11 protein-coding genes are annotated in these 15,658 nt (G+C 67.3%); 9 read left to right on the top strand and 2 right to left on the bottom strand.

Annotated features, from left to right (window positions below):
- Positions 1 to 61 precede the first annotated feature (61 nt).
- On the top strand, positions 62 to 1,726 hold the full coding sequence (locus RCH15_RS02685; RefSeq protein WP_326957793.1) for a PucR family transcriptional regulator: 1,665 nt from the start codon (positions 62 to 64) through the stop codon (positions 1,724 to 1,726).
- Here the strand turns inward: RCH15_RS02685 and RCH15_RS02680 are convergent.
- Positions 1,705 to 2,493, bottom strand: a complete 789-nt coding sequence (locus RCH15_RS02680; RefSeq protein WP_326957791.1) for a nitrilase-related carbon-nitrogen hydrolase — start codon at positions 2,491 to 2,493, stop codon at positions 1,705 to 1,707. The genes RCH15_RS02685 and RCH15_RS02680 overlap by 22 nt on opposite strands.
- Positions 2,494 to 2,747: 254 nt before the next feature.
- Here RCH15_RS02680 and RCH15_RS02675 point away from each other — a divergent pair, with 254 nt between their 5' ends.
- The 8 genes from RCH15_RS02675 (at position 2,748) to RCH15_RS02640 (ending at position 13,140) form a co-directional block, all read left to right on the top strand.
- Positions 2,748 to 3,938, top strand: a complete 1,191-nt coding sequence (locus RCH15_RS02675; protein WP_326957788.1) for an ROK family transcriptional regulator — start codon at positions 2,748 to 2,750, stop codon at positions 3,936 to 3,938.
- A 131-nt stretch (positions 3,939 to 4,069) separates the two neighbouring features.
- A complete protein-coding gene (gene mmsA, locus RCH15_RS02670; RefSeq protein ID WP_326957786.1) occupies positions 4,070 to 5,626 on the top strand; it encodes a multiple monosaccharide ABC transporter ATP-binding protein in 1,557 nt (518 codons plus the stop codon).
- 75 nt (positions 5,627 to 5,701) lie between these two features.
- A complete protein-coding gene (mmsB, locus tag RCH15_RS02665; RefSeq protein ID WP_326957784.1) occupies positions 5,702 to 6,970 on the top strand; it encodes a multiple monosaccharide ABC transporter permease in 1,269 nt (422 codons plus the stop codon).
- Positions 6,971 to 7,032: 62 nt separating this feature from the next.
- Positions 7,033 to 8,133, top strand: coding sequence for a sugar-binding protein (locus RCH15_RS02660; RefSeq protein ID WP_326957782.1), 1,101 nt, complete (start codon positions 7,033 to 7,035; stop codon positions 8,131 to 8,133).
- Positions 8,134 to 8,257: 124 nt separating this feature from the next.
- Positions 8,258 to 9,328 carry a Gfo/Idh/MocA family protein gene (locus RCH15_RS02655; protein WP_326957781.1) on the top strand — a complete coding sequence of 357 codons (1,071 nt, stop codon included), beginning with the start codon at positions 8,258 to 8,260 and terminating at the stop codon, positions 9,326 to 9,328.
- 736 nt (positions 9,329 to 10,064) lie between these two features.
- On the top strand, positions 10,065 to 10,844 hold the full coding sequence (locus tag RCH15_RS02650; protein WP_326957779.1) for a hypothetical protein: 780 nt from the start codon (positions 10,065 to 10,067) through the stop codon (positions 10,842 to 10,844).
- 563 nt (positions 10,845 to 11,407) lie between these two features.
- Positions 11,408 to 12,580 (top strand): serine/threonine-protein kinase, encoded by a 1,173-nt coding sequence (locus tag RCH15_RS02645; RefSeq protein ID WP_326957777.1) that lies wholly within the window; start codon positions 11,408 to 11,410, stop codon positions 12,578 to 12,580.
- On the top strand, positions 12,577 to 13,140 hold the full coding sequence (locus RCH15_RS02640) for a mucin-associated surface protein (protein WP_326957775.1): 564 nt from the start codon (positions 12,577 to 12,579) through the stop codon (positions 13,138 to 13,140). The genes RCH15_RS02645 and RCH15_RS02640 overlap by 4 nt, the downstream gene beginning before the upstream one ends.
- A 144-nt stretch (positions 13,141 to 13,284) precedes the next feature.
- Here the strand turns inward: RCH15_RS02640 and RCH15_RS02635 are convergent, their stop codons facing one another.
- Positions 13,285 to 15,495 carry a catalase gene (locus RCH15_RS02635; protein WP_326957773.1) on the bottom strand — a complete coding sequence of 737 codons (2,211 nt, stop codon included), beginning with the start codon at positions 15,493 to 15,495 and terminating at the stop codon, positions 13,285 to 13,287.
- Positions 15,496 to 15,658: the final 163 nt, after the last annotated feature.

The following is a 15,658-nucleotide window of genomic DNA, read 5'->3' as shown; positions in this document are numbered from 1 at the left end:
TAGTCTTCAGTCATGAGACTTATCGCCCTGAAGCCCGTCGCTTGGCCCGGTAGTGGCGGCCGTGGCTGCTGAGGATCCCGAGCGGCTGGGATTCGTCACCCTTGCGCAGTTTCTGCGCCAGTTGCCGCCGGAACTGTCCCTCCTGCACGACGGCGGGAACGGGGACGAGCGGCTGCGCTGGGTGGAGCCAAGCGAACTGGAGGATCCCACCCCCTACCTGCTCGACGGTGAGTTCCTGCTCACCGCCGGCCTGCCTTTCCTGGGCGCGGGCGGCCGGGAGGACTTCGTGGATGCCTATGTGCAGCGGCTGGTCGAGGCCCGCGTCTCTGCGCTGGGCTTCGGCCTGGAACCCTACTTCGATACCGTGCCGGGCTCCGTGGTCCTCGCCTGCCAGCGGCACAACCTGACCCTCGTCGCCGTCCCGAAAACCGTTCCCTTCGCCGCCGTCGGCCTGGAATTTTCCCAGCTGCTGGAATCGGACACCGCCACGACGTTCCGGCAGCTCGCCGACACCAACCGGCAGCTCATGCGCGCCGTCCTGTCGGCCCGCCCAGAACATGAGCTCCTGGCCGCCCTCGCCCAGCGGGTTCCGGTCTGGGCGGTGCTCGTGGGCGCCGACGGACGGCCGCGTGCCCGCGGGGCCGCCGGCACGCCCGGCGGGCGTCCCGCCCCGGGCGTGGACCTGCCGACACTCCAGCCCCTGCTGGCGAGGCTGCTGTCCGGCAGCGGCCCCCGCGTGGAGATGGACTCGTTCGCCACGGCAGGCTCCGCACTGGTCTTCGGATATCCCCTGCGCAGCACCCGGGACGCCACCCTGGGCGCACTGATTCTCGGCACCGACGCCCCGCTGACCCCGGCACAAAACAGCGTGGTCTCCACCGCCGTCGGGCTGCTGGAACTGTTGGTCCGGCAACGCACCAGCGGTTCGCTGGCCCCGAGCCAGCTCGCCACCGCACTGTTGCTGCATCCGGACAGCGTGGACTCCGGCGGGACGCGCCATGTCAACGGACTCAAGGATCTGCTGGCGCAAAGCGTCTCCTCCACGCGGTCCGGGCCGCTGCGCGTTGTCCTGGGGCTCCGCCCCGAGGCTGCCCGCGGCATGGAGGGACCGGCAGGCGGCACGGCCCCCGGCCGCCCCGGCCGCTCCGGCGACAGTCCGGTCCGGGAGCTGCTGGAGTGGCGGCGGATGTTTGACACCAAGCTGGTGGAGATCACCGAGGACGGCTTTGCCGCAATCACCCGGCTGAAGGTGGACGACGCCGTGCTGGCCGGCGTCGAACGCCTGGGGTGGCGCCTCGTCATCGGCAGCACCGCGGAACTTTCCGGCCTGCCGGCGTCCTACCAGCATGCCTGGTCCCTGCGCGGCCGCGTGGCGTCGTCAGGACGCAGCGTTCGCGTCGATGAGGTTACCTGGTCCGTCACCGGGCTGCTGGGCAAGGAAGCCGGCGCCCTGCTGGCCACCCGCCTGCTTGGCCCTGCGCTGCTACTGGAACCTCAGAAGCGGGATGCCCTGCTGGGCGTCCTCAGCGCATGGCTCGGGGCGAACGGCAGCTGGGATGCGACAGCGAAGTCCACGGGCCTTCACCGCAACAGCATCCGCCGGCAAATCGGCATCCTCGGGGAGCTGCTGGAGATGGACCTCAACCAGGCGCAGGCCCGGGCGGAGCTCTGGATTGCACTGCAGTACGTGGACGGGCTTCCCGGTCAGCCGTTCCACGACCGGTAGGTCCCCGGCCGGAGATCAGCCAGGTACGCCACGTCCTGGGCGGACGGCGCTGGCACCGGCACATCGGCGAACAGCAGCTGCGTCCCGGTGCCGGCCGCGGCCAGGAGGCCGCCGTCGGGGCCCGCGATGACGCTGCCGCCGAGGAAGGCGCAACCGTCTTCGGTGCCGGAGTGGTTGGCGTAGGCCACCGTCACGTGGTTCTCCAGCGCCCGGGCCCGGACCAGCAGCTGCGGCACTGCCTCGAAGCCCTCGCCGAGAGCCGTCGGCACCAGCACCAGTTCGGCGCCGCCCACCGCGGCGGCGCGGACGGATTCCGGAAACTCCACGTCGTAGCAGATGACCAGTGCGGTTTTCACCCCGTGGAAGTCCACGACGCGGGGGCCTGCCTCGGAAGGGACGAACGCCTCGCGTTCGTCCGGGCCGAAAAGATGGACCTTGGCGTAATTGAGGAGTTCGGTGCCGTCCTCGTCGACCAGCGTGGCCGTGATCTGCCACTGCCCTGCCGCGCCGACGGCGGGGAGGGAGTACACCAGCGCGACGCCGTTCCTGCGGGCGATTTCCGCCAGGGTCCGCCGGAGGGGGGCCAGTACCGCCGGATCAAGGTCGGCCCGAAGCCGCAAGGGGGCATACCCCACCGGAAAAAGCTCGGGGGTGAGCAGCAGGCGGGCGCCTGCGGCGGCCGCCGTGGCAGCGGCCGCGTCGATAGCGCCGCAGTTGGCTTCGATATCCAGCACGGCGGCATTCGCCTGCATCAGGGCCAGGAGCACCGTTACCACCTCAGCATCCGGGGTCCGCCCTCGTCGGCGGACTCTCGTCTTTCCAGCGTAGCCGCGTGGCGTCGTGAAAGTCGCGGTGCATTTCCGCCCGGCCGGAGTGGCAGCAGGGTGGAATGCCCGGCCCGGCCGGGCGGAGGTCCGGACCCGCCGGCGCCGGATCGGGCCGCACTGCTATCCCGGCGTACCGCGCCGGTCCATGCGTTAACTTCTTGACTACAAGACGGGAATGGGGCACTCTTCTTTGCATGCCCTCATCAACGCGCTCAACGAGGAGCCGCACCAAAAACCCCGGATCGCAATCCGCACTCCGGCATTTGAACCAGCAGCGGATCATTGAGTGCCTTCTCGCCGGTCCCTCGACGCAGGCGGAACTCGCACGGCAGACCGGCCTCTCCACGGCGACGGTCTCGAACATTGTCAAGATCATGCAGGATGCCGGACTGGCCTCCACCGAACCGATCACCAGCTCCGGCCGGCGCGCCCTGAACGTCCGGCTCAACAGCAACGGGGCCGTCGCCGTTGGCATCGATTTTGGCCGCCGGCACCTCCGCGTGGTTCTGGCCTCCCTGAGCTACCACGTGATCGCCGAGGAATCGGTCCTCCTCCCCCTGGGCCACCACGCCGAGGAGGGCATCGAAGCCGCCGTCGGAGTGTTGGACCGGCTCCTGGCCGGCAGCGGCGTGGAACGCAGTGCGGTGGTGGGCGCCGGGGTCGGCATTCCGGGGCCCATCGACCGCCGCACGGGGACGGTGGCACAGGGGGCCATCCTGCCCGAATGGGTGGGGATCAACATCCTGCACCGGCTCGAGGAAGCCCTGGACCTCCCGGTCTTCGTGGACAACGACGCCAACCTCGGCGCGCTGTCGGAGGTCACCTGGGGGCCCCACACCGGCACCAGCAACCTGATGTTCCTCAAGATCGGCTCCGGCATTGGCGCCGGCCTGATCCTGAACGGCATGCCCTATTACGGCAACGTGGGGATCACCGGCGAGATCGGCCATGCGACCATCCACGAGCACGGGCTGGTCTGCCGCTGCGGTAACCGCGGATGCCTGGAAACCATCGCCTCCACCACCACCATGATCGAACTCCTGGGCCGCGGCGAGGACAAGCCGGTCACCCCGGAGGACATTGTCCGCAAGGCTCTCGCCCGGGACTCCGCCACCCTGCGGGTGGTGGATGACGCCGGCCTCGCCGCCGGCCGGGCGCTGGGCAATGTGGCGAACCTGATCAACCCCGAGGTGATCGTGGTGGGCGGACCGCTGGCGGGCCTCGGGGAGCTGCTGCTGGATCCGATCCGGCGGGGCCTGGTCCGGCACGCAGTGCCCGTGATCGGCGAGACCACAACGTTGACCATGTCGTCGCTGGGCGACCGCGCAGAGGCCCTCGGGGCCACCTCCCTGGTCTTCCAGCACGCCGGAATCCGGCGGAACTGAGCTTTTTGTTATCGGGCCGTTGCGTTAAAGACTTGACGACAAGGCCTGTGATCCAGTTTACTTTTCCATCAGACGGCCCTGCGGTTTGCAGGGGCGGACAACGAAGTCATGCATTGGAGGCGTAAGGGCAGATGACGTCCCTCAACACGCACAGCGATCCGGTAATTCTCGAGATGCGCTCCATCACCAAAGAGTTCCCCGGCGTTAAAGCATTGGCCGAGGTGAATCTGCGGGTGAAAGCCGGCGAGATCCACGCGATCTGCGGCGAAAACGGCGCCGGCAAATCAACGCTCATGAAAGTGCTCTCCGGGGTCTACCCGTTCGGCACCTACACCGGCGACATCGTCTATCAGAGCGAAGTCCAGCAGTTCAAGGACATCCGGGCCAGCGAGCACGCCGGCATCGTGATCATCCACCAGGAACTCGCGCTAATCCCCGAACTGTCCATCATGGAGAACATCTTCCTGGGCAATGAGCCCACCAAGCGCGGTGTGATCAATTGGGCCGAGGCCCGGACCCGGACCACCGAACTGCTGGCCCGGGTGGGGCTGCGGGAAGAACCCGAAACCCCGATCAAGGAAATCGGCGTCGGCAAGCAGCAACTTGTTGAAATCGCCAAGGCCCTGAACAAGTCGGTGAAGCTGCTCATTCTCGACGAGCCCACGGCCGCCCTGAACGAATCCGATTCCCAGCACCTGCTGGACCTGATGCTCGGCCTGAAGGGCCGCGGCATCACCTCCATCATCATTTCGCACAAGCTCAATGAGATCGAACAGATCGCGGACTCCATCACCATCATCCGCGACGGCAAATCGATTGAGACGCTGGACGTCAAGGCCGACGGCGTCGACGAGGACCGCATCATCAAGGGCATGGTGGGCCGCACCCTGGAATCCCGCTTCCCCGACCATGAACCGAAGATCGGCGAGGTCTTCTTCGAGGTCAAGAACTGGAACGTGGGGCACCCCCAGATCCAGGACCGCCTGGTCTGCAAGAACTCCAATTTCTTCGTCCGGCGCGGGGAAATCGTCGGTTTCGCCGGGCTGATGGGCGCGGGACGGACCGAGCTGGCCCGCTCGGTCTTTGGCCGCTCCTACGGCCGGTTCCTCTCCGGCGGGGTTTACCTGAACGGCAAGGAGATCGAGCTTAAGAACGTCAAGCAGGCTATCGACGCCGGCCTGGGATACGTCACCGAGGACCGCAAGTCCCTGGGACTGAACCTGCTCGATGACATCAAGGCCACCACGGTCTCGGCTAACCTGCGCGAAGTCAGCAGGCACAACGTCATTGACACCAACAAGGTCTTTACCGTCGCCGAGCAGTACCGCAAATCGCTGCGGACCAAAGCCCCCTCGGTGGAGGAAGGTGTCGCCAAACTCTCCGGCGGCAACCAGCAAAAAGTGGTTTTGGCGAAGTGGATGTTCACCGACCCCGAGCTGCTGATCCTGGACGAACCCACCCGTGGGATCGACGTCGGCGCCAAGTACGAGATTTACGGCATCATCCAGCAGCTGGCCAACCAGGGAAAGGGCGTCATCGTGATCTCCTCGGAGCTGCCCGAGCTGCTGGGCCTCTCGGACCGCATCTACACCATCTTCGAAGGCGCCATTACCGGCGTGCTGAACAAGGACGAAGCGAGCCAGGAGAGCCTGATGAAGCTCATGACCTCCGCCCGCAAGTCGGCCTGACCCGCCGGGGCCCCGGCTCCGAACGATCCGAACGATCCGAACACTCCGAACACTCCGGAAACAAGGACTGAAACAATGAACGCGCTCAAGAAGCTCTTTGGCGGCAACACCCGCCAATTCGGCATGATCTTCGCCCTGGTGGCACTGATCGTCTTCTTCCAGGTGGCCACCGGCGGAAACACGCTGACCCCCGGCAACGTCATCAACCTCTTCAACGGCAACTCCTACATCCTGATCCTCGCCATCGGCATGGTTCTGGTCATCATTGCCGGACACATCGACCTCTCCGTCGGTTCGGTCGCGGCCTTCGTGGGCGTCTGCGTGGCCCTGATGATCCGGGACTGGGGCATCCCCTGGTACCTGGGTGTCCTGCTGGGCCTGCTGCTGGGCGTCCTGATCGGCGCCTGGCAAGGGTTCTGGGTCGCGTACGTCGGCATCCCGGCATTCATCGTCACGCTGGCCGGCATGCTGATTTTCCGCGGCGCCAACCAGTACGTGGGCAAGTCCAACACCATCCCGGTACCCGCCGACTTCCAGAAGATCGGCTCCGGCTACCTGCCGGAGGTCGGCCCGAGCACCGGCTATAACAACCTCACCGTGTTGCTGGGCCTGCTGGGCGTCGCCTTCGTGGTCTTCAGTGAGGTCCGCTCCCGCCGGAACGCCAAGGCCCTCGGCGCCGAGGTGCCTGAAGCCTGGGTCAGCATCACCAAACTGATCCTGATCTGCGGCGCCATCCTCTACGCCACGTACCTGTTCGCCACCGGCCGGCCGGGAACCTCCTTCCCCATCCCCGGCCTGATCCTCGCCGCCCTGGTGCTCATCTACGGCTTCGTTTCCTCCCGGACGGTCATCGGCCGCCACATCTACGCAGTCGGCGGAAACCGCCATGCTGCCGAACTCTCCGGTGTCCAGTCCAAGAAGGTCAACTTCCTGGTCATGATGAACATGTCCGTCCTCGCCGGCCTCGCCGGAATGATCTTCGTCGGCCGGTCCACGGCTTCAGGCCCGTTCGACGGCGTTGGCTGGGAACTGGATGCCATCGCTGCTGTCTTCATCGGCGGCGCCGCGGTGACCGGCGGCGTGGGTACTGTGATCGGCTCGATTGTCGGCGGCCTGGTGATGGCTGTCCTGAACAACGGCCTGCAGCTGCTCGGCGTTGGTGCCGACCTCACCCAGATCATCAAGGGCCTGGTGCTTCTGATCGCCGTTGCGTTCGACGTTTACAACAAGTCGCAGGGCAAGAAGTCGATCATCGGCCTGATGCTCAAGAACTTCAGCCGCAGCAACGAGCTGAAGCCCGACGAGACCACCTCCACCAAAGAAGTCATTTCCAAGGGCGCCTGAAGCCCTCCCCGATCCGTTCCATCACGATTCCCCGCACCCCCCAAAAGAAAGTGAACCAAGCAATGCGAATGATTGGTAAAGCAGGAAAGGCAGCAGCAATCGCTGCTATTGCGGCACTGGCGCTGACAGCCTGCGGCCGCAGCGACACCGCGGCCACCGGCGGTTCCTCCGCCGGCGGCGAGGCGTTCCCGAAAGACTCCCTGATCGGCGTCGCACTTCCGCAGAAGACCTCCGAAAACTGGGTCCTGGCCGAAAAGCTGTTCAACGAAGGGCTCAAGACGTCCGGCTTCAAGTCAGACGTCCAGTTCGCCAACGGCGGCGTTTCGGAACAGCAGAACCAGATCAGCGCCATGATCACCAAGGGTGCCAAGGTCATCATCGTCGGTGCCATCGACGGTGCGCAGCTGGGTACCCAGCTGCAGCAGGCCAAGGATTCCGGCGCCACGATCATCGCCTATGACCGTCTGCTCCTGAACACCGCCAACGTTGACTACTACGTGGCTTACGACAACTTCAAGGTCGGCGAACTCCAGGGCCAGGCCCTGCTGGACGGCATGAAAGCCAAGAAGCCCGAAGGCCCGTACAACATCGAACTGTTCGCCGGTTCGCCCGATGACGCCAACGCGAAGGTCTTCTTCGACGGCGCCATGAGCATCCTGAAGCCGAAGATCGACGACGGCACCCTCAAGGTCCTGTCCGGCCAGACGTCCTTCGAGCAGGCAGTCACCCAGGGCTGGAAGGCGGAGAACGCCCAGCGTCGCGCCGACACCCTGCTGACCGGCAGCTACGGCAGTGCCACGCTCGACGGCGTGCTGTCCCCGAACGACACCCTGGCCCGCGCAGTCCTGACGTCGGTCAAGGCCGCCGGCAAGCCGCTCCCCATCATCACCGGCCAGGACTCCGAGGTTGAGTCCGTCAAGTCGATTCTGGCTGGCGAGCAGTACTCCACCATCAACAAAGACACCAGCAAGCTCGTCGAGCATGCCATCACCATGGTCAAGGACCTTCAGGCGGGCAAGAAGCCTGAGGTCAACGACGACAAGTCCTACAACAACAAGGTCAAGGTTGTTCCGGCGTACCTGCTGGAGCCGGTCATTGTGACCAAGGAAAACGTCAAGACTGCCTACGTCAACGATCCGGTACTCGGACCGCTCACGAAGTAGTTCATTCCTCCTGACACCAGAGAGCCCCGGCTCCGCCTCACGGCGGAACCGGGGCTTTTTGCTGCGCAGCAACATCTCCCGCGTAAGTCCCCGCCGGTCCCCGCCCCGGTGAGAGGATGGCTCCATGACCACCCACATTGCTGCGCCCTGGCTGGCCGGCCAGCCCGATCCCGATCCCCGCACCGCCACCGGCGCCAAACTGCGCTGGGGAGTGATCGCCACGGGAGGCATCGCGGCAACAGTAACCCGCGACCTGGGGCTCCTGGCCGACGCGGAGCTTTACGCCGTCAGTTCCCGCACCCAGGCTGCAGCCGACGCCTTCGCGGCCGACTTCGGCTTCGCCCGTGCCTACGGCAACGGGGATGGCAGGGCCGGATTCGAGCGCCTGCTTGAGGACGATGGCGTCGACGTCGTCTATGTTGCTACCCCGCACGCCCAGCACCACGACATCGCGCTGGCGGCCCTGACCGCCGGCAAGCACGTCCTGTGCGAAAAGGCACTGACCGTCAACGCCCGCGAGGCCGCCGAACTGGTGTCCCTGGCACGGTCCAACGGTCTGTTCCTGATGGAAGCGGTTTGGAGCCGCTTCCTGCCCAGCATGCAGCGGGCCTTCGAGATCGCTGCATCCGGTGAAATCGGTGAAGTCAAGTGGGTCTCGGCGGACCTGGGCTTCCCGGCGCCCTATTCGCCCACGTCACGCCTCTGGGCACCAAAGGACGGCGGCGGCGCCCTGCTGGATCTCACCGTCTACCCGCTGCTCTGGGCCCTCGGCACCCTGGGCTTCCCGCAGACGGTGAGCGCCACGGGCTGGCTTAACGACGACGGCGTGGACGCCCAGAACGCGCTGACTCTCGGCTACCACCACGGCGCGCAGGCGCAACTAACTTCGTCGCTGCTGGCGCATGGCCCCCGGACTGCCACAGTCGCCGGCAGCCTGGGGTTCCTGCAGACCAGCGGGTCGATCAACAATCCCAAAGAACTCCTCATCCAGGTAGGCTCCGATGAACCCCGCACTGAATCCTTCGACGTCGCCGGGCGCGGCTACTGCTATGAACTGCGGGAGGTGACCCGCTGCATCCAGCAGGGACTCACCGAGAGCCCGGTGATGCCGTTGGAGGACTCGCTCAACACCATGAGGCTGTTTGACGGAGTGCGCGCCCAGCTCGGGGTGGGATACCCGAACGACGTCCGGTGACCGCGGAACCAGGCCGCGGAACCGGGCCGCCGTTCCTGCCATCTTTCCAATGTGCTCTGGACGCATCCCCGCGCGCGGCCGTACCCTGTAGGCAACCAGCGAGCTTCCGGGGAAGTGGGGTGTGCACGTGGACCCAGCATCACTCCCTTGGCGCGCGCGCCGTCTCCGGCAAGTCATTCTGGGCGGCGCCGCAGGACTGGCCTGGCTGGCGTTCTCTGCCGCCGCCGCCAGCGCGGACGACGCCGGCGCTCCCGTGCCGACCCCCACTGCCACCGCTGTGGTGGTCATCGTGGTCCCCTCTGACAGCACTCCTCCGCCCTCATTGCCGGTGCCCGCGGTCCCGCCAGCCCAGCCCGTAGTTCCCGCACCCGTCCCCGCGCCCTCGCTCGTCCCGCCGCCTGCCACCACCCCGGCACCCACCTCCGTTCCGGCGCCTGCCCCCACCCCGGAACCCACATCCGTCACGGCTCCCCTGCCGGTACCGCAACCCGTTCTTGCGCCGTCCGCGCCGCCGCCCAGCCAAGCACCTACTTCCGCTCCCGTTCCCCCTTCCACGCCCGCTCCCCCGCCCATCCCGGAACCCGTTCGTGGGCCGTCCACCCCGCCTTCACCGGATCCGCACGTGAGCTCCCCGGCCCCCGCTCCCACCCCGCCGGTCGCTACTCCGAGACCAACGCGGCCCGCGACCGGACCAGTTAAGCATTCCCCGAAGCCAAGCACCGATCCGGTGCGCCCAGTGCCAGCACCCGCCCACCCGCCTGTAACGGACCCTGCGGTCACCGACCCCGCAGTCACCGACCCCGCAGTCACCGACCCCCCAGTCACCGACCCCCCAGTCACCGACCCGGCAGTCACCGACCCCGCAGTCACCGACCCCGCCGTCACTGACCCTGCCGATCCGCTTCCAACGACACCGCCGGTGAAGGATGCTGTGCTGCCGGTTAAGCCGGCTGCCCCTGACTTGTCGCTCGCCGACGCTGCACTGCCCGGCGGTACACTGCCCGGTGCGGCGTTGCCTGGTGCGGCGCCACCTTCGCAGGACCCCGCTCCGGCAGTCCCTGGCGTTGAAAGCGTCTCCAATGTTCCACCGGACTGCCCTGTTATCGACCCGGCTGTTGCGGCTCCACGGAATGCGACGGCGGCGCCCGCCATCGGGCTTCTTGGCAGTGCCCTATATCTTCCTGCCCTGGACAGGGCCGTCGTTGATAACGCTGCGGCACCGGCCACCGATCCTCCCCCGGCGGGTTCCCTCCCCGGCGGCTCCGTGCCGTCCCCCGGCAAAGACCACCACAGCCCCTGGCCCAACGGGACAGGTCTGCCCGCGCCCGATGCCCTTCCGGCGGCCCCCGGCTCAGGATCCGGAAACACCCTTTCCTCCGGTGGCCCGGCCAGCGGCGCTGCCTGGCTTCCCAGCCCCTACTTGGTAATTCCCACCGCCGGCACAGACCCGATCAGCGGGCCGCTGCAGCACGTTCACTCGGCCGTCGCCGCGGACCCCGGCTCCTCTCCTGACTAGTTAGCCGTCACTGCCCTCCACAGAGCACGGCCAATCGGGCTGCCTTGCGCGCCCGCCAACAGTCATTCAGGAGATCCCCAATGGACGCCACCGTCCGCTGCCGGTATTCCGGCACCCCTTTTTCACCTGTCGCCGACGCTGCATGGGTCTCTGTGCCCGTAGTCCCCACGGCACAGTGCCCGGCCCCGGACCGGCCTGCAGGGCAGCCCGTGTGCCGTAAGCCCAGGCTGCGCCCCTCGGCCCGCCCGCCCTAGAGCGCGGCGGCCGCGCATGGTCTTGTAGCGCCGGAGCGATGTCGTTGGGTCCGCTGGGGGACCCAACGGCCACCGGTGTCCGGCACAGCAAACGGTCGTTGGGTCCGCTGGGGGATCCAACGGCCACCGGAGTCCGGCACAGCAAACGGTCGTTGGGTCCGCTGGGGGACCCAACGGCCACCGGAATCCGGCCGCATCCACCTGTACGGCAGCCGTCGGTCCACGTCCGCCGTACCGGAGCAGCTACCGTCCCGGTAACATTCTTGAGGGCGCCGCCGCGGCGCCCGTAGGAAAGGGATGGGGACGCACATGGACAGTTCATCCACTGGCGACGCGGCGGAAGAGCTCCTGGGCGGCCGCTACCGGTTGCGGGAAGTGATCGGCCGGGGCGGCATGGCGTCCGTGTATGCAGCCACGGACGCGAAGCTTGGCCGTGAGGTGGCACTAAAGCTTTTTGCCCCGCAATCTGCTGATGCAGACGAGCTTCGGCGGCAAGAAGCGGAAATTGCACTCCTCGCCACCCTGAACCATCCGGGTCTGGTGACGCTTCTCGACGCGGGCACGGACAGCCGGATTCCCGAGGAGCCCCGGCCGTTCCTGACCATGGAACTGGTCAAAGGACAGGACCTCCGGGCACGGATCCGGCACAGCCCGCTGCCATTGAACGAGACCGCCGTCATTGGCGCCGGCGCCGCCGCCGCCCTGGCCTATGTTCATTCCCTCGGCATCCTTCACCGGGACATTAAGCCGGCCAACATCCTGCTCGTCCCGGTCCGTCCCGGCGAGCCCTTACGGCCGAAGGTCACCGACTTCGGGATCGCCCGCATCGTGGACGGAACCCGACTGACTGCCACCGGCACCATGGTGGGAACGGCTGCGTATTTAAGCCCCGAGCAATCCCGGGGCGCCGACCTCGGACCGGCAACTGACATCTATTCGCTGGGGCTGGTCCTCCTCGAATGCATCAAGGGCGAGGTGGAGTATCCCGGCAGCGCCGTGGAATCCGCCGTCGCGAGGCTCCACCGCGCCCCAGCCATCCCTGATTTCCTGCCCGCCGAATGGGCCGGGTTAATCCGTGCCATGACGGCACTGGACCCGCAGCACCGGCCGTCCGCCTCGGACGTCGACGTCGCGCTCCGGCGTGCCCTGGTCTCGCCGGGCCTCCTTCCGGGGCTCCTCCCAGAGGACCGCACGCGCGTTCTGCCCGCTCAGCCGGGCGCGCACGGGCTGGACCCGGACGCCCTCACCGTTCCGCGGAAAGGCCGCGGGTCGTTGGGAGCGCGGACCTCGTCGCGATTTCGGGCCGTCCGCAGTCGCACCCGGGTCCTGCTGACCCTCGCGCTGTTGGCTGTCGTTGCGGGTACTGGAACTGCCGCCGTGGCCCTTGCAACGCCTGCACCGGCCGAGGAGGTTTCCTATCCGGACGTGACCGGGGACCTGGGCCAACACCTCCAAGAGCTGCAAAAGAGCGTGGAACCATGAACCCTGGCCGCACGCGCCCCGCCCTGCACCACCTCGGCCGCCTCCTCCTCGGCGCCGTCATGACCGCCGGTACGCTCGCGGGCTGCACCGCAACTCCGGAACTGGACCGCGACGCCGCACGGCAGCTGCAATCCCAGGTGCTTGCCGTGACCGAGGCCGCCGCCGCCAACGATGCCGGAGCATCCTTGCAAGAGCTCGATGACCTGGCGGTGCAACTCGACGGAGCTGCCGCCCGCGGCGAGGTGTCCTTTCAACGCCACCAGAGCATCAGGGCGTCCGTCGACGCCGTCCGGGCAGACCTCACCGCCCAGCAGGCAGCCGAAGCTGCCCGCGTCGCGGCCGCTGAGGCTGCCCGGATTGCTGCCGAACAGGAGGCGGCGGCGCAGGCCGATGCCGCCGCCGCAGCCGCCCAGGCAGCCGCCGTGGCCGCTGCAGCGCCGGCTCCTCCCCCGCCGGCCACCACCCCTGCGCCCCCCGCCCGCAACGACGCCGGCGGCGGCGGCCAAGACAACGGCGGCAAGAACAGCAAGGCCAAGGGGAAAAGCAAGGGCAACGGCTGAGAACAACGGCCAGCGCCGGAGCCACGGCGCTCCGCGGAATTCCAGAGGACACAAAAGGGAGAAGCCCGGCGGGCTCCTCCCTTTTGTGTCTCTATCCGTGTCCCTCTGCCGTCGGGGCCCTACTTCCTAAGGGCCCCCGTCTTGCTAGGCCCCGGCAGCCGGGAACCGATCCCAGGCCCGGTGCTCGGCGAGCAGGCCGGTGAGCTGGGCCACGACATCGTCAGCCCCATCGCCCAGAACAATGCCGGCAGCGCCCCGCGGGATGGCTGCCCCATCAAGACAGGCAGCGGCCTGCCCCCAGCCGCCAATTGCCTTGGCGTGCCGGAACGCCTCCGAAAGCATCAGCACGATCCGCGGATCCAGGGACGCGCCCGGCTCACCGGCCTTCGCATCCCGGCCCTGCGCGGCGTCCTTGGCCGGCGCCCCCGAGGCGGCCACCAGGACGGCGTCGAACTCAATGGAACGGGCCGTCAGGTAGGTCCGCTGGACCGGGATGCCGCCGGGGCCGCCCAGGAAACCGCCGGACGGCGCAATGACCAGCGGGACAATACCGGCAGCGTCCAAGGCAGTCCGGGCGGCCCGGACGGAGTCCAGGTCGCTGTCCTCGTCGGCGATGATGCCCACCACGCGGCCGCTCACCGGCCACGAACCGCCGATCTGCGAGACGGCCGGACTTGGGGCTGCGTCCTCCACCTGTTCGGTGGCTTCCGGTGCCGCCATGCCGAGCCCGGCGGCGACGGCGGCGCACAATGCCGGGTCGATGTTCGCCAGGGCCAGCAATTGGCGCTGGCGGACGGTTTCCTCGTAGCACTTGCCCAGTTCGAACGTGTAAGCCTGGATGACATGGTCCTGTTCCACGGGTGTCAGGCTGCGGAAGAACAACCGCGCCTGGCTGTAGTGGTCCTCGAAGGATGCCGGTGACTTCCGTTCCTTGACCGCTTCGGCGATGTGCTCCGGAACTTCGATCAAAGCGCCGAGGTCGGCGCCGGCGAGGAACGGGCAACCGCCGTCGAGCGAATTCGGGTGGTACGGCGCCACTCCCCCGTGTACGGCTGTCTGGTGCATGCCGTCACGCAGCATGTCGTTGACGGGGGCGTGCGGACGGTTGATGGGGAGCTGGCTGAAGTTGGGACCGCCCAGCCGGCTGATCTGGGTGTCGATGTAGGAGAACAACCGGACCTGCAGCAGCGGGTCGTTGGTCACGTCAATGCCGGGCACCAGGTGGCCGGGGTGGAAGGCGACCTGTTCGGTCTCGGCAAAGTAGTTCACCGGGTTCGCGTTCAGGGTCATCACGCCGATCGGCTGCACGGGTGCCAGCTCCTCCGGAATGAACTTCGTCGGGTCCAACAGGTCGATGCCCTCGAAAAACTCTTCTTCCGTGTCGGGGAAGACCTGCAGACCCAGTTCCCATTCCGGGAACGCGCCGGCTTCGATGGCGTCCGCCAGGTCCCGCCGGTGGAAATCCGGGTCCATGCCGTTGATGAGCTGGGCTTCCTCCCAGAGCAGCGAATGGACACCCTGCTTCGGTTTCCAGTGGAATTTCACCAGGCTGGTCTTGCCCTCGGCATTGACCAGTCGGAAGGTGTGGACACCGAAGCCCTCCATGGTGCGGTAGGAGCGCGGCAGGGCCCGGTCGGACATGTTCCACAGAGTGTGGGCCTGCGCCTCGGTGTGCAGCGAAACGAAGTCCCAGAACGTGTCATGGGCGCTCTGGGCCTGCGGGATTTCGCGGTCCGGGTGGGGTTTGGCGGCATGGACGATATCCGGGAACTTGATGCCGTCCTGGATGAAGAACACCGGGATGTTGTTACCGACGAGGTCGAACGTGCCTTCGTCGGTATAGAACTTGGTGGCGAAACCGCGGGTGTCACGAACCGTGTCCGCCGAGCCGCGGGAACCCAGCACCGTGGAGAAACGGACGAACACCGGAGTCTCAACATCCTTGGCCAGGAAACCGGCCCGGGTGACATACGTCGCGGTCCCGTAGGAGCGGAACACACCGTGCGCTCCGGCGCCGCGGGCGTGGACCACACGCTCGGGAATGCGCTCGTGGTCGAAATGCGTGATCTTCTCGCGCAGGTGGTGGTCCTGGAGCAGTACCGGGCCGCGCCGGCCGGCCTTCAGCGAATGGTCCGTGTCGGACAGCCGGAGCCCCTGGGCGGTGGTGAGGTACGCACCGGACTGGGCCCGGGAGTTCACCGGCGCGCCGGTGGGGCTGCCGGTCGGCGAGACGGCCTCTGGTCCCTGCTGGTCAGGCTTGGGCGGAAGCGGTTCCCGCGGCGTGGTGGGTTCCTCCACCGCAGGCGGTTCCACGGACGGCGCGCCGGGGATATGGATGGTGGGCTCTGCTGGCATGGGACGTCTCCTCGGGGTTGGCGACCTTCGCCCCGGCGACGGAACTCCTGCGGCCCCGCAACCGAAACTAAGCTTGCTTAGTACCCTAGGCGACCGGGCCCGCGCAGGCAACAGCCGTCCGGAGCCCGGGGCCATGGAAACGCCAAACGGCGCACCGGGAAAA

The organism is Arthrobacter sp. MP_M4 (genome assembly GCF_035984855.1).
Classification (GTDB): Bacteria; Actinomycetota; Actinomycetes; order Actinomycetales; family Micrococcaceae; genus Arthrobacter.
The sequence above is the reverse complement of the archived record's forward strand: the minus strand, read 5'-3'. Positions and strand labels throughout refer to the sequence as shown.